This is a genomic window from Streptomyces sp. Je 1-4 4N24 (assembly GCF_026239515.1).
GTDB classification, from domain to species: Bacteria; Actinomycetota; Actinomycetes; order Streptomycetales; family Streptomycetaceae; genus Streptomyces; species Streptomyces nigrescens.
This window is the reverse complement of sequence record NZ_CP110836.1, coordinates 7,548,954-7,565,856: the sequence shown is the minus strand read 5'-3', so window position 1 is coordinate 7,565,856 and position 16,903 is coordinate 7,548,954. Positions and strand designations below refer to the sequence as shown.

At 68.7% G+C, this 16,903-nt stretch carries 9 protein-coding genes and 2 pseudogenes; 6 read left to right on the top strand and 5 right to left on the bottom strand.

Annotation, left to right across the window (positions count from 1 at the left end):
* Positions 1 to 159 precede the first annotated feature (159 nt).
* A pseudogene (locus SLV14N_RS33120) lies at positions 160 to 306 on the bottom strand (peptidase C39 family protein); the annotation flags it as partial.
* A 361-nt stretch (positions 307 to 667) separates the two neighbouring features.
* On the opposite strand from SLV14N_RS33120, the gene SLV14N_RS33115 reads away from it, so the two are divergent.
* Both SLV14N_RS33115 and SLV14N_RS33110 read left to right on the top strand, forming a co-directional pair.
* Complete coding sequence (locus SLV14N_RS33115; protein ID WP_263272310.1) at positions 668 to 853, top strand: helix-turn-helix domain-containing protein; 186 nt, start codon at positions 668 to 670, stop codon at positions 851 to 853.
* A pseudogene (locus SLV14N_RS33110) lies at positions 850 to 1,004 on the top strand (3-hydroxyacyl-CoA dehydrogenase family protein); the annotation flags it as partial. The gene SLV14N_RS33115 and the pseudogene SLV14N_RS33110, both read left to right, overlap by 4 nt.
* Before the next feature lie 191 nt (positions 1,005 to 1,195).
* Here SLV14N_RS33110 and SLV14N_RS33105 read toward each other — a convergent pair.
* From SLV14N_RS33105 to SLV14N_RS39010, 4 genes are all read right to left on the bottom strand, one after another.
* Positions 1,196 to 2,254 (bottom strand): hypothetical protein, encoded by a 1,059-nt coding sequence (locus SLV14N_RS33105; protein WP_263272309.1) that lies wholly within the window; start codon positions 2,252 to 2,254, stop codon positions 1,196 to 1,198.
* The gene (locus SLV14N_RS33100; protein ID WP_263272307.1) at positions 2,251 to 3,528 is read right to left on the bottom strand and encodes a CHAT domain-containing protein; all 1,278 of its coding nucleotides are present in this window, start codon (positions 3,526 to 3,528) and stop codon (positions 2,251 to 2,253) included. The genes SLV14N_RS33105 and SLV14N_RS33100 overlap by 4 nt, the downstream gene beginning before the upstream one ends.
* A gap of 5 nt (positions 3,529 to 3,533) precedes the next feature.
* A complete protein-coding gene (fxsT, locus tag SLV14N_RS33095) occupies positions 3,534 to 8,843 on the bottom strand; it encodes an FxSxx-COOH system tetratricopeptide repeat protein (protein WP_263273345.1) in 5,310 nt (1,769 codons plus the stop codon).
* 604 nt (positions 8,844 to 9,447) lie between these two features.
* Positions 9,448 to 9,624 (bottom strand): hypothetical protein, encoded by a 177-nt coding sequence (locus SLV14N_RS39010; protein ID WP_369292822.1) that lies wholly within the window; start codon positions 9,622 to 9,624, stop codon positions 9,448 to 9,450.
* A 137-nt stretch (positions 9,625 to 9,761) separates the two neighbouring features.
* Here SLV14N_RS39010 and SLV14N_RS33085 point away from each other — a divergent pair, with 137 nt between their 5' ends.
* The 4 genes from SLV14N_RS33085 (at position 9,762) to eccCa (ending at position 16,843) form a co-directional block, all read left to right on the top strand.
* On the top strand, positions 9,762 to 10,040 hold the full coding sequence (locus SLV14N_RS33085) for a hypothetical protein (RefSeq protein WP_263273343.1): 279 nt from the start codon (positions 9,762 to 9,764) through the stop codon (positions 10,038 to 10,040).
* Between the two features lie 158 nt (positions 10,041 to 10,198).
* Positions 10,199 to 11,554, top strand: coding sequence for a type VII secretion integral membrane protein EccD (gene eccD / locus SLV14N_RS33080; RefSeq protein ID WP_263272304.1), 1,356 nt, complete (start codon positions 10,199 to 10,201; stop codon positions 11,552 to 11,554).
* A 59-nt stretch (positions 11,555 to 11,613) separates the two neighbouring features.
* Entirely contained in the window at positions 11,614 to 12,834 is a 1,221-nt protein-coding gene (locus SLV14N_RS33075) for a MinD/ParA family protein (protein WP_263272303.1), read from the top strand.
* A gap of 37 nt (positions 12,835 to 12,871) precedes the next feature.
* The gene (gene eccCa, locus SLV14N_RS33070; protein ID WP_263272302.1) at positions 12,872 to 16,843 is read left to right on the top strand and encodes a type VII secretion protein EccCa; all 3,972 of its coding nucleotides are present in this window, start codon (positions 12,872 to 12,874) and stop codon (positions 16,841 to 16,843) included.
* Positions 16,844 to 16,903: the final 60 nt, after the last annotated feature.

The following is a 16,903-nucleotide window of genomic DNA, read 5'->3' as shown; positions in this document are numbered from 1 at the left end:
ATGTGGGAGCGGGTGGCGCGCTCGAAGGCGCGGGCGGCATCGGCGGGCACCATCGTCAGCGCCGCGCGATCTCGATTGCTGCGTCTTCGACGCGCGCGGCGGCGCGCAGGAGTGAGAGCTGCCGTCAGGTCATCGAGGCCACCTTCGGAGTGCACCTGCTCAGCGGATTCCCAGCTCCGCGAGTACCCGGTGCTGAGTTGGTGCCGGCTTAGCCGGGAAGTAGAGGTAGCAGACGCCTCCCGAACCGCTCTTGACCTGGCCGTTTGCGTCGTGGCGCTTCGTCCGCAGCCAGATGTTCTCGAACTGGGAGGCGGGGCGTTAGCAGACACGGGACGGTGTGGCAAATGCGCAGGTCAACAGCTTGGGCTCGTCCGCTGCGAACGAGCCCACGCTGGGCCGTGCTGAGTTCGTGCTGACTTCCGCTGCCGTCCATTCCGGTCCTGTCGGGAGCGTTGTGCTGGATCGGTGCTGATTTCAGAACTGCGGGCAGCGCGGGGCCGTAAGGCGCTCGCTCTTCACTGCGTGTCACGCCAGCACCCACGCCCACCTCCCCGCGAAACGCCCGTTACCAAGCCCGTGAAGGTCAAGAGGCGCTGTACGGGTCGTTTGGTGCGGCCGCGTTCCGTCCTTATCGTGTCGAACTCCCGACCTACGGAAGTGAGCAGCGATGGACCAACCGATGTGGACTGTGCTGGCCCTGGCAAACTTTCTCGGCAAGCCCATCTCATGGGTCTACGACAATCACGAGAAGCAGGCCATCCCCAGCTTTCGCGTGGGCCAACAACTGCGGTTTTGGCCCAGCGAGATCAAGACCTGGCTGGAGGACAACTGCCGCGAGCAAGAGGCTGCATGAACGAGGAGTGCAAAGAGCCCCTGTACGCCGCTCCCCGCTGCTCGCACGCATGGTGTACGCAGGCCGGCTGGGCCGGAAGTCCGGGTCGGGCCTCTATTCGTACGAGCGGGTGCGGCGACACCGGAGTCCGCTGGAAATTCCTCGGCCGTAACGACACCGCAACACCCCAGACCCCAAAGTCACCCCGCACGCCAGCAGCGAAGCGCCCCACGGCCCTCCCGCCAGTACCCCATACGAGATCAATAACAGAGTCGCGGTGCTGTACTTGGCGGGACACCATCTCGCCGATTCCCGCCGAGCACATGGAACAGCGTCGACATCGTGCTGCGTGCGGTGCTCACGTCAGCGGGAGCGTTCCGCCAGGGTGAGCAGCAGGTGGGCGGATTCCGGACGGAGAAAGTCGGAGTGGGCGCCCGAGGGGTGGAGGCGGGTACGGCGGCTGCCGCGATAGAGCCAGTCAGCGTCGATGTTCACCAGGCGGTGGTCCAGGACCTGCTGCGGATAGTCGGTGCCGATGGGCAGCAATCGGGTGGAGAACTGGGGCACCGGGGCCGCCCCCACACCGGAGTGGCCGATCCCTGGCGTCTTCTCGGCGCGCAGGTGCCAGAAGCCGGTGGCGCGGTCCCAGCGGGAGTGGGTGAGGGCGATCGGGCCGCGGAGGGGGGCGCCAGGGCGCGTGGCCGTCGGGAACAGCGTGTCGAAGTGGCGGAGGAACGCGTCGCGCGGGGCTGCCATCTGGAAAATCAGCATGCTGTCGACGGTGAAGGGGCGTAGGTGGTCGTACGGCGTACTCCAGCCGAGCACCGGCGGCTGCTCGGCTGCCTGCTGCACTGCCTCGCACAGGAAACGGCCGCCGAAGGAGTGGCCCATCAGGTGCAGGTACTGGCCGGTCCGGTTGGCCAGGACCGCCGGACCCGAAGGGTCGGTCCGGTCAGCGTCCAGATAGCCCAGCAAGTGCCCGATAACGTAGGGGGCATGCCCCTGGCCCTCGGCGCTCATAGCATGCGCCCGGTCCCTGATCCTTTCGTAGCCCTTCTTCCCGGGCAGGCTGGACGACGGCCAGCGGACCACGACGCACCAAGGGCGGTAACCGGACTTCAGGGCTGGGTAGCGGCCCGGGGCCGACACGTACAGTTCGGCGGCCTGCTCCAGCAGTTGTACGGCGGTCCGGGTCGCCTGGGCCGGCGGGGTCTGCCAGCCGTGGACGTAGACATGGATGTCGGTGGCCCAGTCAGGAACGGCCAGTCGGCGTGCCAGGTGCTCAGCAACCCGGGTGACCGGTACCGGTGACCCACCGCCCGGCACTGTCAGGCGGCCTTGCTCGTCGAGGTCGACCTCCACTGGGGGCGCGAGCTGTGGCGTTTGGGGATTCGGCTTGGGCCGCTTTCGGGGTGCGGTCATGAGACGAGGTCCAGACGGGTGTTGATGCCACCGTTCAGCGAATAGACGAGGGCGAGCGGGTTGTGGAACTCCCGCGCAAAGCGCCGCACCAGCCACTGGCCTATCTCACCCGCCGTGTGTGCACCGGTCAGATAGCGGTCGAGGAAAGCGTACGCGTACTCGGCCGCGAAGGCCTCTGGGATCTCGATCTGCGGTGCAAGGACGCCATCGGCGCCCTGGTCGATGAGCTCCTGCCCCAGGTGCTTCAGCCTTCCCGGTTCCGCGGCCTTCGCCGAGTGGCAGGCGTTCAGCAGTACGAAGGGCTTGAAACGGGACTGCGGACTACGGAAGTAGAAGCGCCGTTTGCGCTTCACCACCGGGCCGTCGACATCCTCGCCATCGGAGAGCCGTACGGTCAGGACCTGGCCGGAGGCACCGGTGTCCACGAAGCGGCCGTGGCACCAGAAATACATGACGTCTTCGTGCAGCACGGAACGCGAAAGGGCCTCCAGAAGCTCACTTCCGCGAGTGCGGACGGTCAGCAGGGAGCGTTCCTCCAGCAGCTTCTGCACCTCGTCCGCCCGGGCCACGTGATCGAGGGTCGTGTCCTTGTTGAGGCTGGCGGTGGCCCGTTCGCGTCGGCCCAGCGGGGCGTGGTCCCAGGGGTAGCCGGCACGGGCTTGCTCAACCTGGTGCCGGTGGCCCAGAAACGCCTCCCAGGGGCTGTCGCACTCCGCCGGGTCCACTGCGAGCATGGGCCAGGGCAACTGCCACTCGGAGTCGAAACTAATGCGCAGCTGCTGCCCGCTGGCGAGGGTGCCCAGCAGGAACTCACGGAAGCGGCCAAGGTCGTAGCCCGTTCCGTCGAGCATCACATGGAGCAGGTCGAAGCCCTCGTCGGCCAGTTTCGCCACCAATGGGTCAGTCAGCTCACGCAGTTCGGTCAGATCGATGGACTCGGCCAGGGGACGGCCGCCCACCCGCTGCCCGTATCTGGGGTCAGTGCTCCGATGAAAGACCACCTGGTCCCGCCAGATGGCCAGCAGCCGGTCCGCGCGATCGAGCAGTTCCTCGGCGGACACCTCCAGCGGGGCCTGGTGCCACGTTCCGGTGTCGGGCGCCGATGTGTCGTGGGCGATGATGCTCAGGCCCGTGCCGGTCCGGTACAGCTTCACTCGCAGTTCGGCGGAGACAGCGTCCACCGTGGCGGCCTGTGAACCGCCTCGCTGGGGCGGCACTCCCGTGAAACCGTGGGAGGGGTCCTCGAGCACCTCCACACCGGGATCGTGCGTCATCTGGGTCAGTCCTCCCCAGAACTGTGTCGGGCATCCTCGTTCTGGGTGGGGGAGCCCGATACGCGGACGGTCGTCCGCAGGTCCTGCAACACCAGTCCGGACGCGTGGTCGTAGAGTGTGAAATGGATGTCGTGGTCCCCCGGCTCGTGCGCGGTCAGCACGAAGCACGCCGGATCGCCTTCGGGGTCATACTCCGCCAGGGCCGGTTCCACCGAGGCATCCGTCCGCCAGGAGGGGACCACCACCATCAAGGCCGGCGGGGGCACTGTGCTCCCCTCCTCGCGGACCAGGCTGATCTCGATAGGCGTCGGGCTGCCCTCCGTCGGCTCCTCGTCCGTCGGCACTGACAGCCGGACCCGCCATGCCGGGCGCGCAATGCGCAGCCGCCAGCGGAGCTCCTCCGTGTCGGGATGGTCCCGCCCGAAGACCCGCTCCCAACGGGCCATCAGCTCTTCGTCGGACGGCGCGGATTCCGGATCGCCTGCCTCAAGGGACGCGAGGGCCAAAGTGGCGAGGCTCTCCAGTGTGAGCGGGTGGTCGGGGCCGAAGACATGGGAGCGGGCGGCATGGACGGCCTTCAGCAGCGCTATTGCCGCCGTGTGATCACCCGCGCGGGCGAGGGTGTCGGCCAGCTGGACGGCGAGGGTGGGCAGAGAGGCGTCGTAATTCCGGGCGAAGATCTCGACAACCATACCCAGGCTAAGGAGTTCGTCGGAATCCTCGGACGCTGCGTGGTCGTCACCCACACCGGCGGCATTCAGATGAACCTGGGCGAGGGCCTCGGCTGTCTCGGGCAGGTCCAGATGTCCTGCCGTCAGCCGGGCCTGGGAACGGAATAGTTCGCCGATCACCCCCAGCGCCTCCTGCGGCTGGCCCGCTTGCGACAGTGCGTGCGCCAGGACCGGCAGGTGGTCCAGCGTCCGCCGGTGCCCGACGCCGAACAGGCGGGTGCAGTCGTCGATCAGCGCACGGGCCATGAGCACCGCGTGGTCCGCGGGACCGATGTCCGCCGTCAGCCAGGCCAGACTGCCGCGTGCCCGGAGCGTCAGCGGGTGCTCTTCGGGGAGAACCGCTTCATACCGCTTGAGGAGGTCCTCAAGGACGAGAATCGCCTGCCGTGAGTCGCCCATCTCCCGGTAGGCAGATGCGAGGGCGCTGCGGCAACGCAGAGAACGGGGGTGGTCCACACCTCGCTCCTGGTCGTAGTCGTCGACCAAGGCCAGGAGGTCCCCGACCGCCCGTTCACGGTCGCCGAGCAGACGCCGGGACCAGGCCAGACTTCTGCGGGCTGCCAGGGCTGCGCTGTGTCCGGAACCCTGTACACGGGCGCGGTCCTCCACCAGCAACTCGCGGAGAGCCAGGGCCTGGCTGAGATCGCCTGCGTACTCGTGCGCCCGCGCGAGACATTGCCGTGCGTCGAGGGTCATGACGTCGTGCGGCCCCCGCAGCCGGGTGAGGTCCTCCACCAACCGCGTGGTGGCCTCGACCGCACGGTTGGCCGTTGAAGCCCCCAGCAGTGTCCATGCGACAGCGCCGCGCAGGTCGAGGGTGTCAGCATGTTCGGCGCCCAATACCCGTTCGTGGTCGCGCAGCAGAACCTCCAGGTCCCGCAGCGCTCCTGCACGGTCGTCGGCCCACTCCCGCCAACAAGCCACGATGCGCCGCCCCCGCAAGACCCTGGGATGGTCGGCGCCCTGGATGCGCGTGCGGTCCTCCACCAGCGCTTGGCCGAGAATGATGGCCTGCTCGCAGTCGAGCCGCTCGGCGAAGGCGAACGCCTGCAGTGTCCTGAGCGCGAGTGTCTCGGTGTGCTCCGGACCGTGGAACCGTGTGTACTCCTCGACCAGCGTCTCGTACCCGGCCACGGCCTGCTGGTACTGGCAGGACTCCCGCCACGCGTCTGTCAGCAGCATGCGGGTGTTCAGCGTGGTGATGTGGTCCCGGCCGCGAACCCGAGCGGTGTCGGTCAGCAACTGCTCGGCGAGAGCCGCGGCCCGGACATGATCGCCTGCGGCACTGTGCCCACTGACCATGTCATAGCGGAGGGACAGCACGGCGGGATGATCGGGCCCGTCGGTACGCTCCTGTTCTTCGAGTACCGCCTGCAGTGTGCTGAGCGACGACCGGTGCCGACCCGCCGTTCGCTGGACCATCGCGAGGTTCCGCCGCGAGCGCAGGGAGCGGGGATGTGTGGTTCCCCACTTCCCGCTCCACGCTTCGACCGCCTCTTCGTACAAAGCAATCGCCCGGTCGTCCTGCCCGTCCGCCGAACAAGCGTCTGCCAGGTTCTCCAGTACCGCCAGGGTGTCCGGGGCGTCGTCCCCCAGGATCCTGCGCTGGTCATCGAGCAGTGCGGTGAATCCGGCGATCGCGCCCGCGTGGTCCTGGTCGCCCAGCCGGGCCAGCGCCAGCCCGTTTCGATCGTGCAGAGTGGCCGGGGCCCTCGGGCCCAGGAGCCGGGTGTGGTCCTCGTTCAGCGTCTGGTACGCCGTAATCGCCTGCTTGTGCTGTCCAGCGGAACGGAAGACGAGGGCTCGCCAGCTCCTGACGTTCAGCGTGTCCGGATGGTCCGGGCCCTGGATGCGGCTGTGGTCGGCGATCAGCGCGTCGAACACCTCGCCTGCCCGGTCGAACCGTGCGGCCGCGCGGTGAGCCGCCCCTATCCACAGCCGTACAACGAGGGTCCTGGGGTGGTCGAGCCCGTGGAGCCGCTCGTAGTCCTCGGCCAGGGGCTCGTAGAGCTCCATAGCCTGCGCCAGACGGTCCTCCTCGGCGAACACCCGGGCGAGAGCGAGCCGTACTTCGAGCACGCGCGGATTGTCCGGGCCGAGGAACCGCTCCATGTCCGCGCGCAGCAACTCCAGCTCTCGGACTGCGCGGATGTGGTCGCCGGTCCATTGCAGGGTGCGGGCCAGGGCTTCGCGTACCGCGAAGACGTGGGGATGCTCAGGACCCAGGATGTCGCTGCGGTCCCGCAGGACGTCCTCGAAAAGCCCGATCGCGGCCGGGAACTCGAAGGCCGCGCGATGGGCGAAAGCCAGGTTGGCACGAGCAGTCAGCGCTGCCGGGTGCCGATCGCCGTGCACCCGTGTCCGGTCCGCGACCAGTGCCTGGCGCTCCTGCACCGAACGCCGGTGGCTCCCTGCCAGCTGCCAGGTGAAGGCCAATGCCGCCCGGGCCCGCAGCGTCTCCGGGTGATCCTTGCCCCTGACCCGGGTGTAGTCGGCGATCACTGCCTCGTACGCGGCGGCTGCCCGAGCGTAGTCCGCCCGGTTCTGATGGATCTCCGCGATGTCGTCGCGGTAGAAGAGCGTGGCGGGATGGTCGGGCCCCTGCGCCCGAGCGCTGTCAGCCGCCAGCGACTCGAACTCCCGCAATGCCGCATCCGGCCCTTCGGCCTCGGACAGGGCCCATCCCAGATCGTGGCGGCTGCGAAGGGTGTCCGGGTGGTCCGCGCCCTGCACCCGGGTCCGGTCGTCGACCACCTCCCGATACAGGGCGACCGCTGTGCGCGGATCGCCCGCGGCCTCGTGGGCGGAGGCCAGCCAGCCCCGACTGGTCAGCGTGTCAGGGTGGTCCGGACCGTGCTGGCGCCGCCGGTCCTCGATCGCCTGCATGTAAAGGTTCAGCGCGGTGCGGTGATCATCGGCCTGCAGGTGGGCGTACGCGAGGTTGGTGCGGCTGGCGAGCGTGTCCTTGTGCCGCGCCCCCAGAAGGCGTTCGCGGTCCGCGACGACCGCCCGGAACTCCTCGACGGCGGCCTCGTACCGGCCTGCCATCTGCAGCGCGTAGGCCAGGTTGTTGCGGCTGGTGAGCGTGTCCGGGTGTTCCTCGCCCTGGACCCGGCGACGGTCGGCGACCACGGCCGTCAACCCCTGCACGGGCCTGGTGACCTCGCCGGCCTTGCGGTGCGCGTACGCCAGCCGTTCCCGGGCGGCGAGGGTCTCCACTGCGTCCGGGCCATGGCACTGGACGCGGTCGAGGTAGACGTCCTGGCACAGCTGGACCGCGCGGGCCGGGTCGCCAGCCTTGGCGTGCAGCTCCGCCAAACGGTCCCGGTCGTTGAGCGTGGTCTCGTGGTCCACGCCGAGCAGCCGCGTGCTGCCGTCGACGGCCTGCGTCATCAAAGGGATCGCCAGGACGTGCTGTTCCCGCGCGAGAAGTTCGTCGGTGCCGAGCCGGTACATCTCGACGGCCGCAGCGTCCGGTTCGGCGGCGGGCTCGGTCTCCGCGAGAGCCTGGATGTGCACCAGCATCCGCCGTACGCGTTCGGGGGAGGCACCTGAGAGTTCGGCGGCCAACGCCGCCTCGGCCAGGCCGCGCGCCTCCGGCACCTCGGCCGGATCGGCACGCTGGAGGGTCTGCCGGACGAGCCGGTGCAGGGTCGGCCCCTCGAGGCCGAGGGTGACTAGGTGGTAGGCCGCCAGCATGGCGAGCGATGGCTCGATGTCCTGGAGACGACGCTCCAGATGGTGGATCACCTCGCGCGGTATGGCCTCGGGGGCGTACCAGGCCAGGGTGTGCAGGAGAGGGACGGCCGAGGGGTAAACGGCTCGGATCGACTCCAGACTGGTCCGCCAGATCCGGGCGATGGTCCTGTCCGAACCGCCCGCGCCGTCGCCCAGTACCGTGTCGGGCAGCCGCGCCAGCTTGTCCCGATAGGTGGCGAAGCCGATGCCGGTCTCCCGTAAATACGCGCCTGCCTGAGCGAGGGCCAGGGGCAGGTGCCCGAGGTCCGCGGCGAGTAGGGAGGCCTGCGAGGCGGCGGCACCGGATCCGGCCGTGGCGGCGTCCATGATGAGTCCGGACGTGCAGTGCAGCAGGGTGACGGCGTCCTCGTGATCGAGCACGTCCAGACTGACCAGGGAGGTGCTCGCGGGCCAGCCGGTGCTGAGCCGACTCGTGGCAAGTTGATGGCCATGGCCGTCTAATCGCCCCAGAAACGGGGTCAGTTCCTCGGGCCGCTCCACGTTGTCGTAGACGACCAGCCAGTCAGAGTGGGTCTCCAGCCACGTCAAGGCCCACTCGGTACGTTCCTTGGCAGTGGCCTCGCGTGCCCACGTCGGATGCAGACGCAGTGTGAGGTCGCCGAATCCGGAGGTGATCTGCTCCTCGGTCTCGGCGACGATCCACCAGACAAGCTGGTACCGGTCGCGCTGGTCCTGGGCAAATCGGAGGACCAGAGCCGTCTTACCGATGCCGCCCAACCCACTCACCGTGGTCGTCTGGGTGACGACCCCGCCGCCGACACGCAAGGACGCGCCCAGTTGCGACAGGTCCAGGGCACGCCCAATGAAGGGCTGCGAGGGCAGCACAGGCAAGTTGTCCAGCCGAGAGGCAAGAGCGATCCGGACGGCGGATGCCTTCGCCTGATCGGACAGAACAGTCGAATGCCTCTCCACGTGAGGGTTGCCACCCGTGTGGGATGCTCCGACGTCCTGCCCCGGAACCGTCGGGTCGCTCTGCAAGACGGAGGCCCCCGTGGCCTGCGACTCCCCAACGATGATCATGACTCCCCCGGTGCGACCATCTGCAACCTGCAGAGTAATCAACCTTACTGACCGACATGGGGGTTGTCAGGAGATCGAGGCCCGAAGTCGGCCTCACGGCGGGCCTCGCTGGCACACGTACATCACCGGGTGGCAACTAGTACAGCCGGAGGGTCTTGATCAATGCCACCAGCGTCCATTGTGTAGAGGTCTGGTCTCCTTGGCGCTCAGTGTCTGACGGAGGATGGTTCGCGAAAGACCACTACGTCGAGCAAGACGCCACCGCCGTCACTCGCGCAGGCACAGCCTTCGCGACGACGCTTGCCCTGGCCTGTTCGCTCGTTGCGGTTCTGGCCGCAACCATGCAATGAGGGAATCGGCGACATGCAGTCCACGGGCCGCTGCTGGCCACTCTCCTTGGAGCTACGAATCAGAAGGCGGCGAAGCAGCCACTGGCGTGCTCACCACTCATCACGCAGGGACTTCCAAGCCTGCTCCGCGTCTCGTCGATGCGATGGTCGTCGGTCGCCACAACGGCATCTTCGAGGCTCTTCGACTCTTGGCGTCGCTGATGGAAGTGTCCCAGCAGCGGCTTTCCGCCGAGCACGCCGACACCAACAGCGCCCGTCGTTGGCCGTTACGCGACGACCATCTAGGATTGACGGTCGGCGAGTGACCGCCGATGAACCGAGAGTTCATCGACCGTGACCGAGGTTGCGGACGACCGAGGCGACGGACGGCGAAATGGCGCGGGATTACGACAGTCAGCTGCTGGAGTCGGTGGCGGTACGCCGCCGCAGGATGCGGGATGCCCTGTTGTTAGGTGCGCAGCGGGGACGTCGCACGGCGGACGAGCGGCTGGGGAAGGTCTTCGCGGGGATCGCGATCACGGCTGTCCTGTGCGCGGGGTGCGTGGGGTGGTCGTTCCTTCAGCACACTCTGGCCATGCAGAAGGCTGAGCAGGAGAAGCAGCAGCGTCAGATGCAGCAGTACGGGCAGCCGACAAGGTCGGCGAACCCCTAGAAGCCCACGGATCGGATTCGGACAGAGTTTGCGACATTCCCGGGGAATGCGCGAAGAGCTGACCGTGCAGAAGAAGTTTCCCTGACGCAGAGCCAGGGTGGAAGCATGTCCCGTCTGGCCAAAGAGTTTGTCAACCCCGCGATGGTAGGTTCCGGTAAGTGGTGAGCAGAGCAGCGAGTTCCCGGACGCAACTGAGCCGAGTGACGTTGGTCGGTGAGCGACGCCGGGCCGATGTCGTCCTGCTCTCCGATACGCCGATAGGGCAACTGATCCCGGATGTCCTGCCGTTGCTGGGCGATCGGCCCGCATCGCGGCCGGTAGCCCGGCAGTTGATTACGGCCGACGGTTCTGTCCTGCCGTACGACAGCACGCTGGCGTCGGCCGGGGTAGCCGACGGCGCCGTGCTCCGGCTGGTGACGACGCATTCTGCGCCGCCGGCTCCCGTTGTGCACGACGTTACCGATCAGGTGGCTGACGACCTCGATCTGCGGGCTTGGCGCTGGCGTCCTGCTGCGCGCCGGGCCAGTGCGGGTGTGGCGACGATCGTCTTCGCCGTGATCGCCGCGCTGCTCGCCCGCCGTGAGTTCCCGCTTGGCGCCCTGGTGGGTGCTCTGTCAGTTGTATCGCTTGTGCTCCTGGCGGCCGGTGCGCTCGTCGCCAAAATCGGGCGGGGGAACCGGGGACTGGCGACCGCGCTCCTGCTCGCCGCCGGCGGGCTTGGTGTTCTCACGGCGTGGACGGCTGCCGATGCGTTTGGCTGGCCGGGCACCGCGCGGCTCGCTGCCGTGGCGGGTGCGCTGGTCGTGACGCTTGCGTTCCTTGGTTACTTCTCTCCGCTGGGCAAGGGTGGGCTCGTTGGTGCGGTGACCACTGCCGCGATCGCCCTTGTGTGGGAGGTGGTTGCCGCTGTTCAGGGGGATGCGGCCCGGCTCGGTGCCGTGATGGCTGTCTTCTCTTTGGTGGTGCTCGGTGTGCTGCCGCGGCTTGCGCTGATGATGTCTGGGCTCACCTCGCTCGATGACCGCCGCTCGGGCGGCGTTTCGGTGAGCCGTCACCAGGTGGGTACCGCACTTGCTGCGGCGCATCGCGGCCTTGCCCTCTCGACGATCGTCACTGCGGTTTCGGCGGTCTCCGCCGGCTGGTTGCTCACGCTGGCCGAGAAGCCGACCGTATGGAGCGTGGTGCTGGCGGCGCTCGTTGTCGTGGTGCTGGTGTCGAGGGCGCGAGCGTTCCCGTTGGTCGTTGAGGTTGTTGCGCTCTTGGCTGCTGCGTCGTGCCTGGTGGTGCGCCTGGTGACGTGGTGGTTGGAGCATGCGGGGGATGTCGGGCCGCTGGCTGTGCTGTGTGTGGCTGCGGTGTTGCCGTTGGTCGTTTTGTCGGTGCAGGTGCCCGAGCATGTGCAGGTGCGGCTGCGACGGATGGGCGATCTGGTCGAGTCCATTGGCATGGTGGGGCTCTTCCCGCTCGCCTTTGGTGTGTTCGGTGTGTATGGGCAGCTGCTCAACCAGTTCTGACAGTTCTAGGTCGATGTGCTGGCGCTGCGGGCGGGCAGCAGAGTGGGGGGTGAACAGGTATGCCGAGCGGAGATGGCTGGCAGGGTGATGTGCTGCGCGACCTGAGGGGCGGCGCCGATCAGGGTGCACAAGGCCCCGGCGGACAGGCATACCGCGCTTCCGCGCCGGGCCACGCACTGCCTGCGCAGGGCACACAGGCGCCGGACGCCACCCCCGGTGGCGGTGCGCCGCGACAGGCCGGCCCGTACGAGGGGCAGGAGCAGCAGGCGGGTCTTCCGGGCGGCTGGCCGCAGCAGGCCGGGTACCAGGAGCAACAGGTCCCAGCCGCGTACGCCCCGAGCCCTCCACCCCAAAGCGCCCCCAGCTCCCAGCCCGCACAGGACAAGGGCCTGGCCGGCGCGGTACACCGCAAGCCGCAGCACGGTGAGTCCTTCGCCGCGCGTGCCGCACGTGCCCTGCGCCGTACGCTCTCGTCGTCAGCGGCGCGTGAGGTCGACGAGGTCACTCGCACTGCCCAGGTGCTCCAGCAGCCCGTGACGACCGGCCGGCAGATTGCCGTCACCTCGATCCGGGGTGGATCCGGCAAGTCGACCGTCGCCGCGTTGCTCGGCACCACGTACGCGCACTACCGGCGGGACCCGGTCCTTTTCCTGGAGGCCGATCCGGCACTCGGCTCGCTGCCGCAGCGTCTCGGCGCCGAGGCGCTGCGCTGGACGACCAGCGATATCGCGGACATCGTCAAGCCGGACATGTCCCTGCTCGACGTCACCGGCTATCTCGTCCAGCTCCCCAACAACGCCTGGTTGCTGCCTGCGAGTCAGGGGCAGATCGGTGTCATGCTGGACAGCCGGGCGTACGAGCGGGTCGTGGTGGCGCTGCGTCGCTACTTCGGTGTGATGGTCATCGACTGTGAGACGTTGCCCGCCGAAGTCGGCCGGGTCGCGCTCGGTGCCGCGCATGGCCGGGTTCTGACCACACCTGCCACGCCGGAAGGAATCCGCAGTACGTATTCGGTACTGCAGTGGATGCAGGGGCTGCCGCGGCATGTGATGGCTGGCACGGTTGTCGTGCTCACCGAATTGGTACCCCATTCAGGGCTCGACCTGGACGAGGCCATCCAGATGCTCAGGTCCACCGGGGTGAGCATTCAGGTTCTGCCGTATGACCGGCATTTGGCAGCCGGCGGCCGGATCCATACCGAACTGCTTGCTCACCCGACCAGGCAAGCCGCCGCCCGTCTTGCCGCGGACGTCTTCCAGCTCTCCCAGCAGCGTCACTGACCCAGATGCCAAGCCCGATCGCGAATGACGGACGAGGATGAGTACCCGACTGATACACCGCCCGGCCAGGGCCACCCGGCCACCGGCCGCGTCCGAGGCGCGCATCATCGAGGCCCCGCCCAACCTCCCCGAGGGGAAGGCGGGCAACATCGCGATGTCGCTGCTGCCCGTCGCTGGCGTCATGTCGTCGGTGGTGATGATGACGGTGGTGCGCAACAGCCAGTTCGCCGGGCTGGGTGCGATCATCCTCGTCGTCACCGTCATCGGGTCCGTCGCGCTGGTCTTCTCGCAGCGTGGCAAGGCGCAGCGCACTCGGCGCACTCAGCGCGAGGCGTATCTGGCCTATCTGGAGGATCTGCGCGAGGAGCTGGCCGGCGAGGAGCGTGAACGGCGCGAGCGGGCCGATGTCCTCAACCCGCCCCCGGCCGCCCTCTACGACATCGTGCGCGATCCGGCTCGCCTGTGGGAGCGCCGTCGCGCCGACGGCGACTTTCTGCGCGTACGTGTGGGCACCGGTGAGATGCCCGTACGCGATCTGCAGATCGCCCAGCAGGGTTCGTCGGTCCTCACCCCGCCCGACCGCTTCATGCTCAATGAGGCGTCGGCGCTGATGGCCCGCTTCCGCACCGGCACCGAGCTGCCGCTGACAGTCCCGCTCGACCGTGTCGGTAACGTCAGCGTCATCGGCCCCCGCGAGGACTGCCTGCGCGTCGCGCGCGCCCTCTTCGTGCAAGCCGCTGCATTGCATGCTCCCGACGATGTGGCCATGGCGATCGCGGTGCCCGGGGACCGGCTCGCCGACTGGGAGTGGGCCAAGTGGCTGCCGCATCTGCTCGACACCGAGCAGTTCGACGGCCCCGTCGCCGCGCGCCGTATCGCCCCCTCTGCACCCCAGCTCGCCCGGCAGCTCGGCCCGGAACTGCGCCGCCGCGCCTCCTACGCAGCAGAAGTGCGCCGCGGCCTGTCCGACAAGGACGCCCTGTCCATGACGTCCCGGCTACTGGTCGTCGCCGACGGGCATGGTGAGGACGCCGTCGACCTGCCGCGTCCCGACGACGCGGTCGGCCTGCGCGAGATGGGCGTCACCGTCCTGCACCTGCTCGAACAGCGGGTCCAGGAGCCGGGACAGGTCGGCGTGCGGCTCACTGTCGACGGCGATCAGGTGATCATCGAGGATCTGCGCGCGCAGGAGCCGGTCCTCGCCCACGGCACCGTGGATGAAGCCGGCATCCCGTTCGCCGAGGGCCTGGCACGGCTGCTGGCGCCACTGCGGCTGTCCGCCGAATCGCTCACCGACGCCCCCCTGACCGGGCCCGTGGACTTCGCCGAGCTGCTCGGCGTCGACGACGTGGCGCAACTCGACCTCTCGCACCTGTGGGCGCCGCGCGGCGAACGTGCCTTCCTGCGCGTCCCCATCGGCATCAACGACGGCCACGAGCCGGTGCTGTTGGACCTGAAGGAGTCCTCCGATCTCGGCATGGGACCGCACGGCCTGTGCGTCGGCGCCACCGGCTCCGGGAAGTCGGAACTCCTGCGCACCATTGTCCTCGCCCTGGTGGCCACGCACCCGCCGGAGGACCTCGCCCTGGTCCTCGTCGACTACAAGGGCGGTGCGACCTTCGCGCCGTTCGCCAACCTGCCGCATGTCGCTGGCGTCATCACCAATCTGGAGAACCAGGCCGGCCTCGTCGAGCGCGTCCACGCCTCGCTCGCCGGCGAGGTCAAGCGCCGTCAGCAGGTCCTCAAGGACGCGGGCAATGTCGCCGACATCGGTGACTACGCCGCGCTGCGCGCCCACCAGCGGCCCGGCCTGGAGCCACTGCCGCACCTGTTCGTCGTCATCGACGAATTCGGCGAACTGCTCACCGCCAAGCCGGACTTCATCGACCTGTTTCTGTCCATCGGCCGGATCGGCCGCTCCATCGGCGTGCACCTGCTGCTGTCCAGCCAGCGCATCGAGGGCGGCCATCTCAAGGGCCTGGACACCTACCTCTCCTACCGGCTCGGCCTGCGGACCTTCTCCGCCGACGAATCCCGTACGGTTCTGGACACCACGGACGCCTTCCACCTGCCGCCGCTGCCCGGATTCGGCTACCTCAAGGTCGACACCAGCCACTACGACCGCTTCAAGGCGAGCTATGTCTCGGGCGCCTACCGCGGCCCCGTACAGCGCGAAGACGACGACAGCGGCCCCCTCGCCCTCCCCTACGACACCTTCAACACCCTTTCCACCGAGGAGGATGCGGACGCACAGGAGCCTGCGGTGCGGCGCCGCGAGATGGGGCCGACGGAGCTGGGCGTCATGGTGGAGCAGCTGGCGCACGCCGCCGGGCCGGTGCGCCGCATCTGGCTGCCGCCGCTGCCCGACGCGATCTGCCTCGACACGGTCGCCGGTCCCCTGGACGTCGGCCCGCGCGGCGTGCAGCTGACCAAGCGCCGCGGCCCGCTCGAGGTACCCCTCGGCTTGCTCGACGACCCGACCCGGCAGTGGCAGGGACAGTGGTACCTGGACCTCACGCTGGCGGGCGGCCACGCCGCCGTCATCGGCGGCCCGCAATCTGGCAAAACGACGCTCCTGCGCACCCTCATCCTCTCCCTCGCGCTGACCCACACCCCACAGGAGGTCGGCATCTACGGCCTCGATCTAGTCGGCGGCGGCCTGGCGGCACTATCGGGCCTGCCACACGTCGGCGGCATCGCGAGCCGCGCCGACCGCGAGCGTGCGGCCCGCACCGTCGACGAGGTGCGGAACATGCTCGCGGCCCGCGAGGACCTCTTTCGCGAGCACGGCATCGACTCCATCTCACAGCTGCGCGACCTGCACGCGGCGGGCCGGCTGCCCCAGTTGGCCTCCGCCGAGATCGTGCTCGTCATCGACGGCTTCGGCGCCCTGCGCGACGACTTCGAGGACCTGGACGACGCCGTCGCCGACATCCTCAAACGCGGTGGCGGCTACGGCATCCACGTAGTCGCCGGCATGCTCCGCTGGAACGACGTGCGCATCGCCGTCCAGTCGAACTTCGGCACCCGCGTCGAGCTGAGGCTGAACGACCCCAGCGAGTCCAGCATCGACCACAAGCTCGCCGCGACCCTGTCGCCCGACGAGCCCGGCCGCGTGCTCACCGATCGCAAACTCTTTGCGCAGGTGGCGCTGCCCCGTACGGACGGACTTGCCGACACCGCGGACCTCGGCGCCGTCCTGGAGCGGACGGTCCGGACGATCCGCGCCACCTGGAGCGGCGAGGTCGCCCAGCCGGTACGGGTGCTGCCGCACGTCGTGGAGCCCCACCTCCTGCCGGGCCCGGTCGCCGAACCCCAGCGGGTGCCCATCGGCCTGGACCAGACCGCGCTCAATCCCGTTGTGCTCGACCTGTTCCAGCATGACCAGCATCTGCTGATCATGGGCGACAGCGAGTGCGGCAAGACGAATCTCCTGAAGACCATCGCTGGCGGCCTCATCGAGCGCTACAGCGAGGACGAGCTGGTCTTCGCCATCATGGACCCCAGGCGCAGCCTGCGCGGCGCGATCCCCGAGGAGTTCAACGGCGGCTACGCCTACAACGCCAAAATGTGCGCGGGCTTGGCCGCCGGTATCGCCACCGTCTTGGACAAGCGGCTACCTGATGACGCCACGGGCCCCCAGGACCTGGAGCCGGGCAGCTGGGGCATCGGCCCGCGGATCGTGGTCCTCGTCGACGACTACGACGTGCTCACCACTGCTGGCCAGGAACCGCTGGAACCATTCCTTCCGTATATTCCCTCCGCGGTGGACATCGGCCTCCACTTCGTCCTCACCCGCCGCGTCGCAGGAGCCTCACGCGGCATCTACGAACCCCTGGTGCAGGGCCTGCGCGAGTCGGGCTCCTCCGCACTCCTCATGGCGGGCGACCGCGGCGAGGGCCAGCTCTTCCCGGGGGTCTACGCCTCCCAGCAACCGGCCGGCCGCGGCGTCCTCATCCGCAGAGGCCAGCCCAACCAGCTGATCCAGACCGTCTACTCCCCCGAGTAACACCGTAGAACTCTCCCGCGCACCCGAGCCACGCCCCGTACGACATCCATGCCACGACCG

Excerpts from the sequence above, each read along its gene's own strand:
- SLV14N_RS33075 (WP_263272303.1), top strand. The coding sequence starts at position 11,614 with ATGCCGAGCGGAGATGGCTGGCAGGGTGATGTGCTGCGCGACCTGAGG.
- SLV14N_RS33100 (WP_263272307.1), bottom strand. The coding sequence starts at position 3,528 with ATGACGCACGATCCCGGTGTGGAGGTGCTCGAGGACCCCTCCCACGGT.
- SLV14N_RS33085 (WP_263273343.1), top strand. The coding sequence starts at position 9,762 with ATGGCGCGGGATTACGACAGTCAGCTGCTGGAGTCGGTGGCGGTACGC.
- SLV14N_RS33115 (WP_263272310.1), top strand. The coding sequence starts at position 668 with ATGGACCAACCGATGTGGACTGTGCTGGCCCTGGCAAACTTTCTCGGC.
- eccCa (WP_263272302.1), top strand. The coding sequence starts at position 12,872 with ATGAGTACCCGACTGATACACCGCCCGGCCAGGGCCACCCGGCCACCG.
- SLV14N_RS33105 (WP_263272309.1), bottom strand. The coding sequence starts at position 2,254 with ATGACCGCACCCCGAAAGCGGCCCAAGCCGAATCCCCAAACGCCACAG.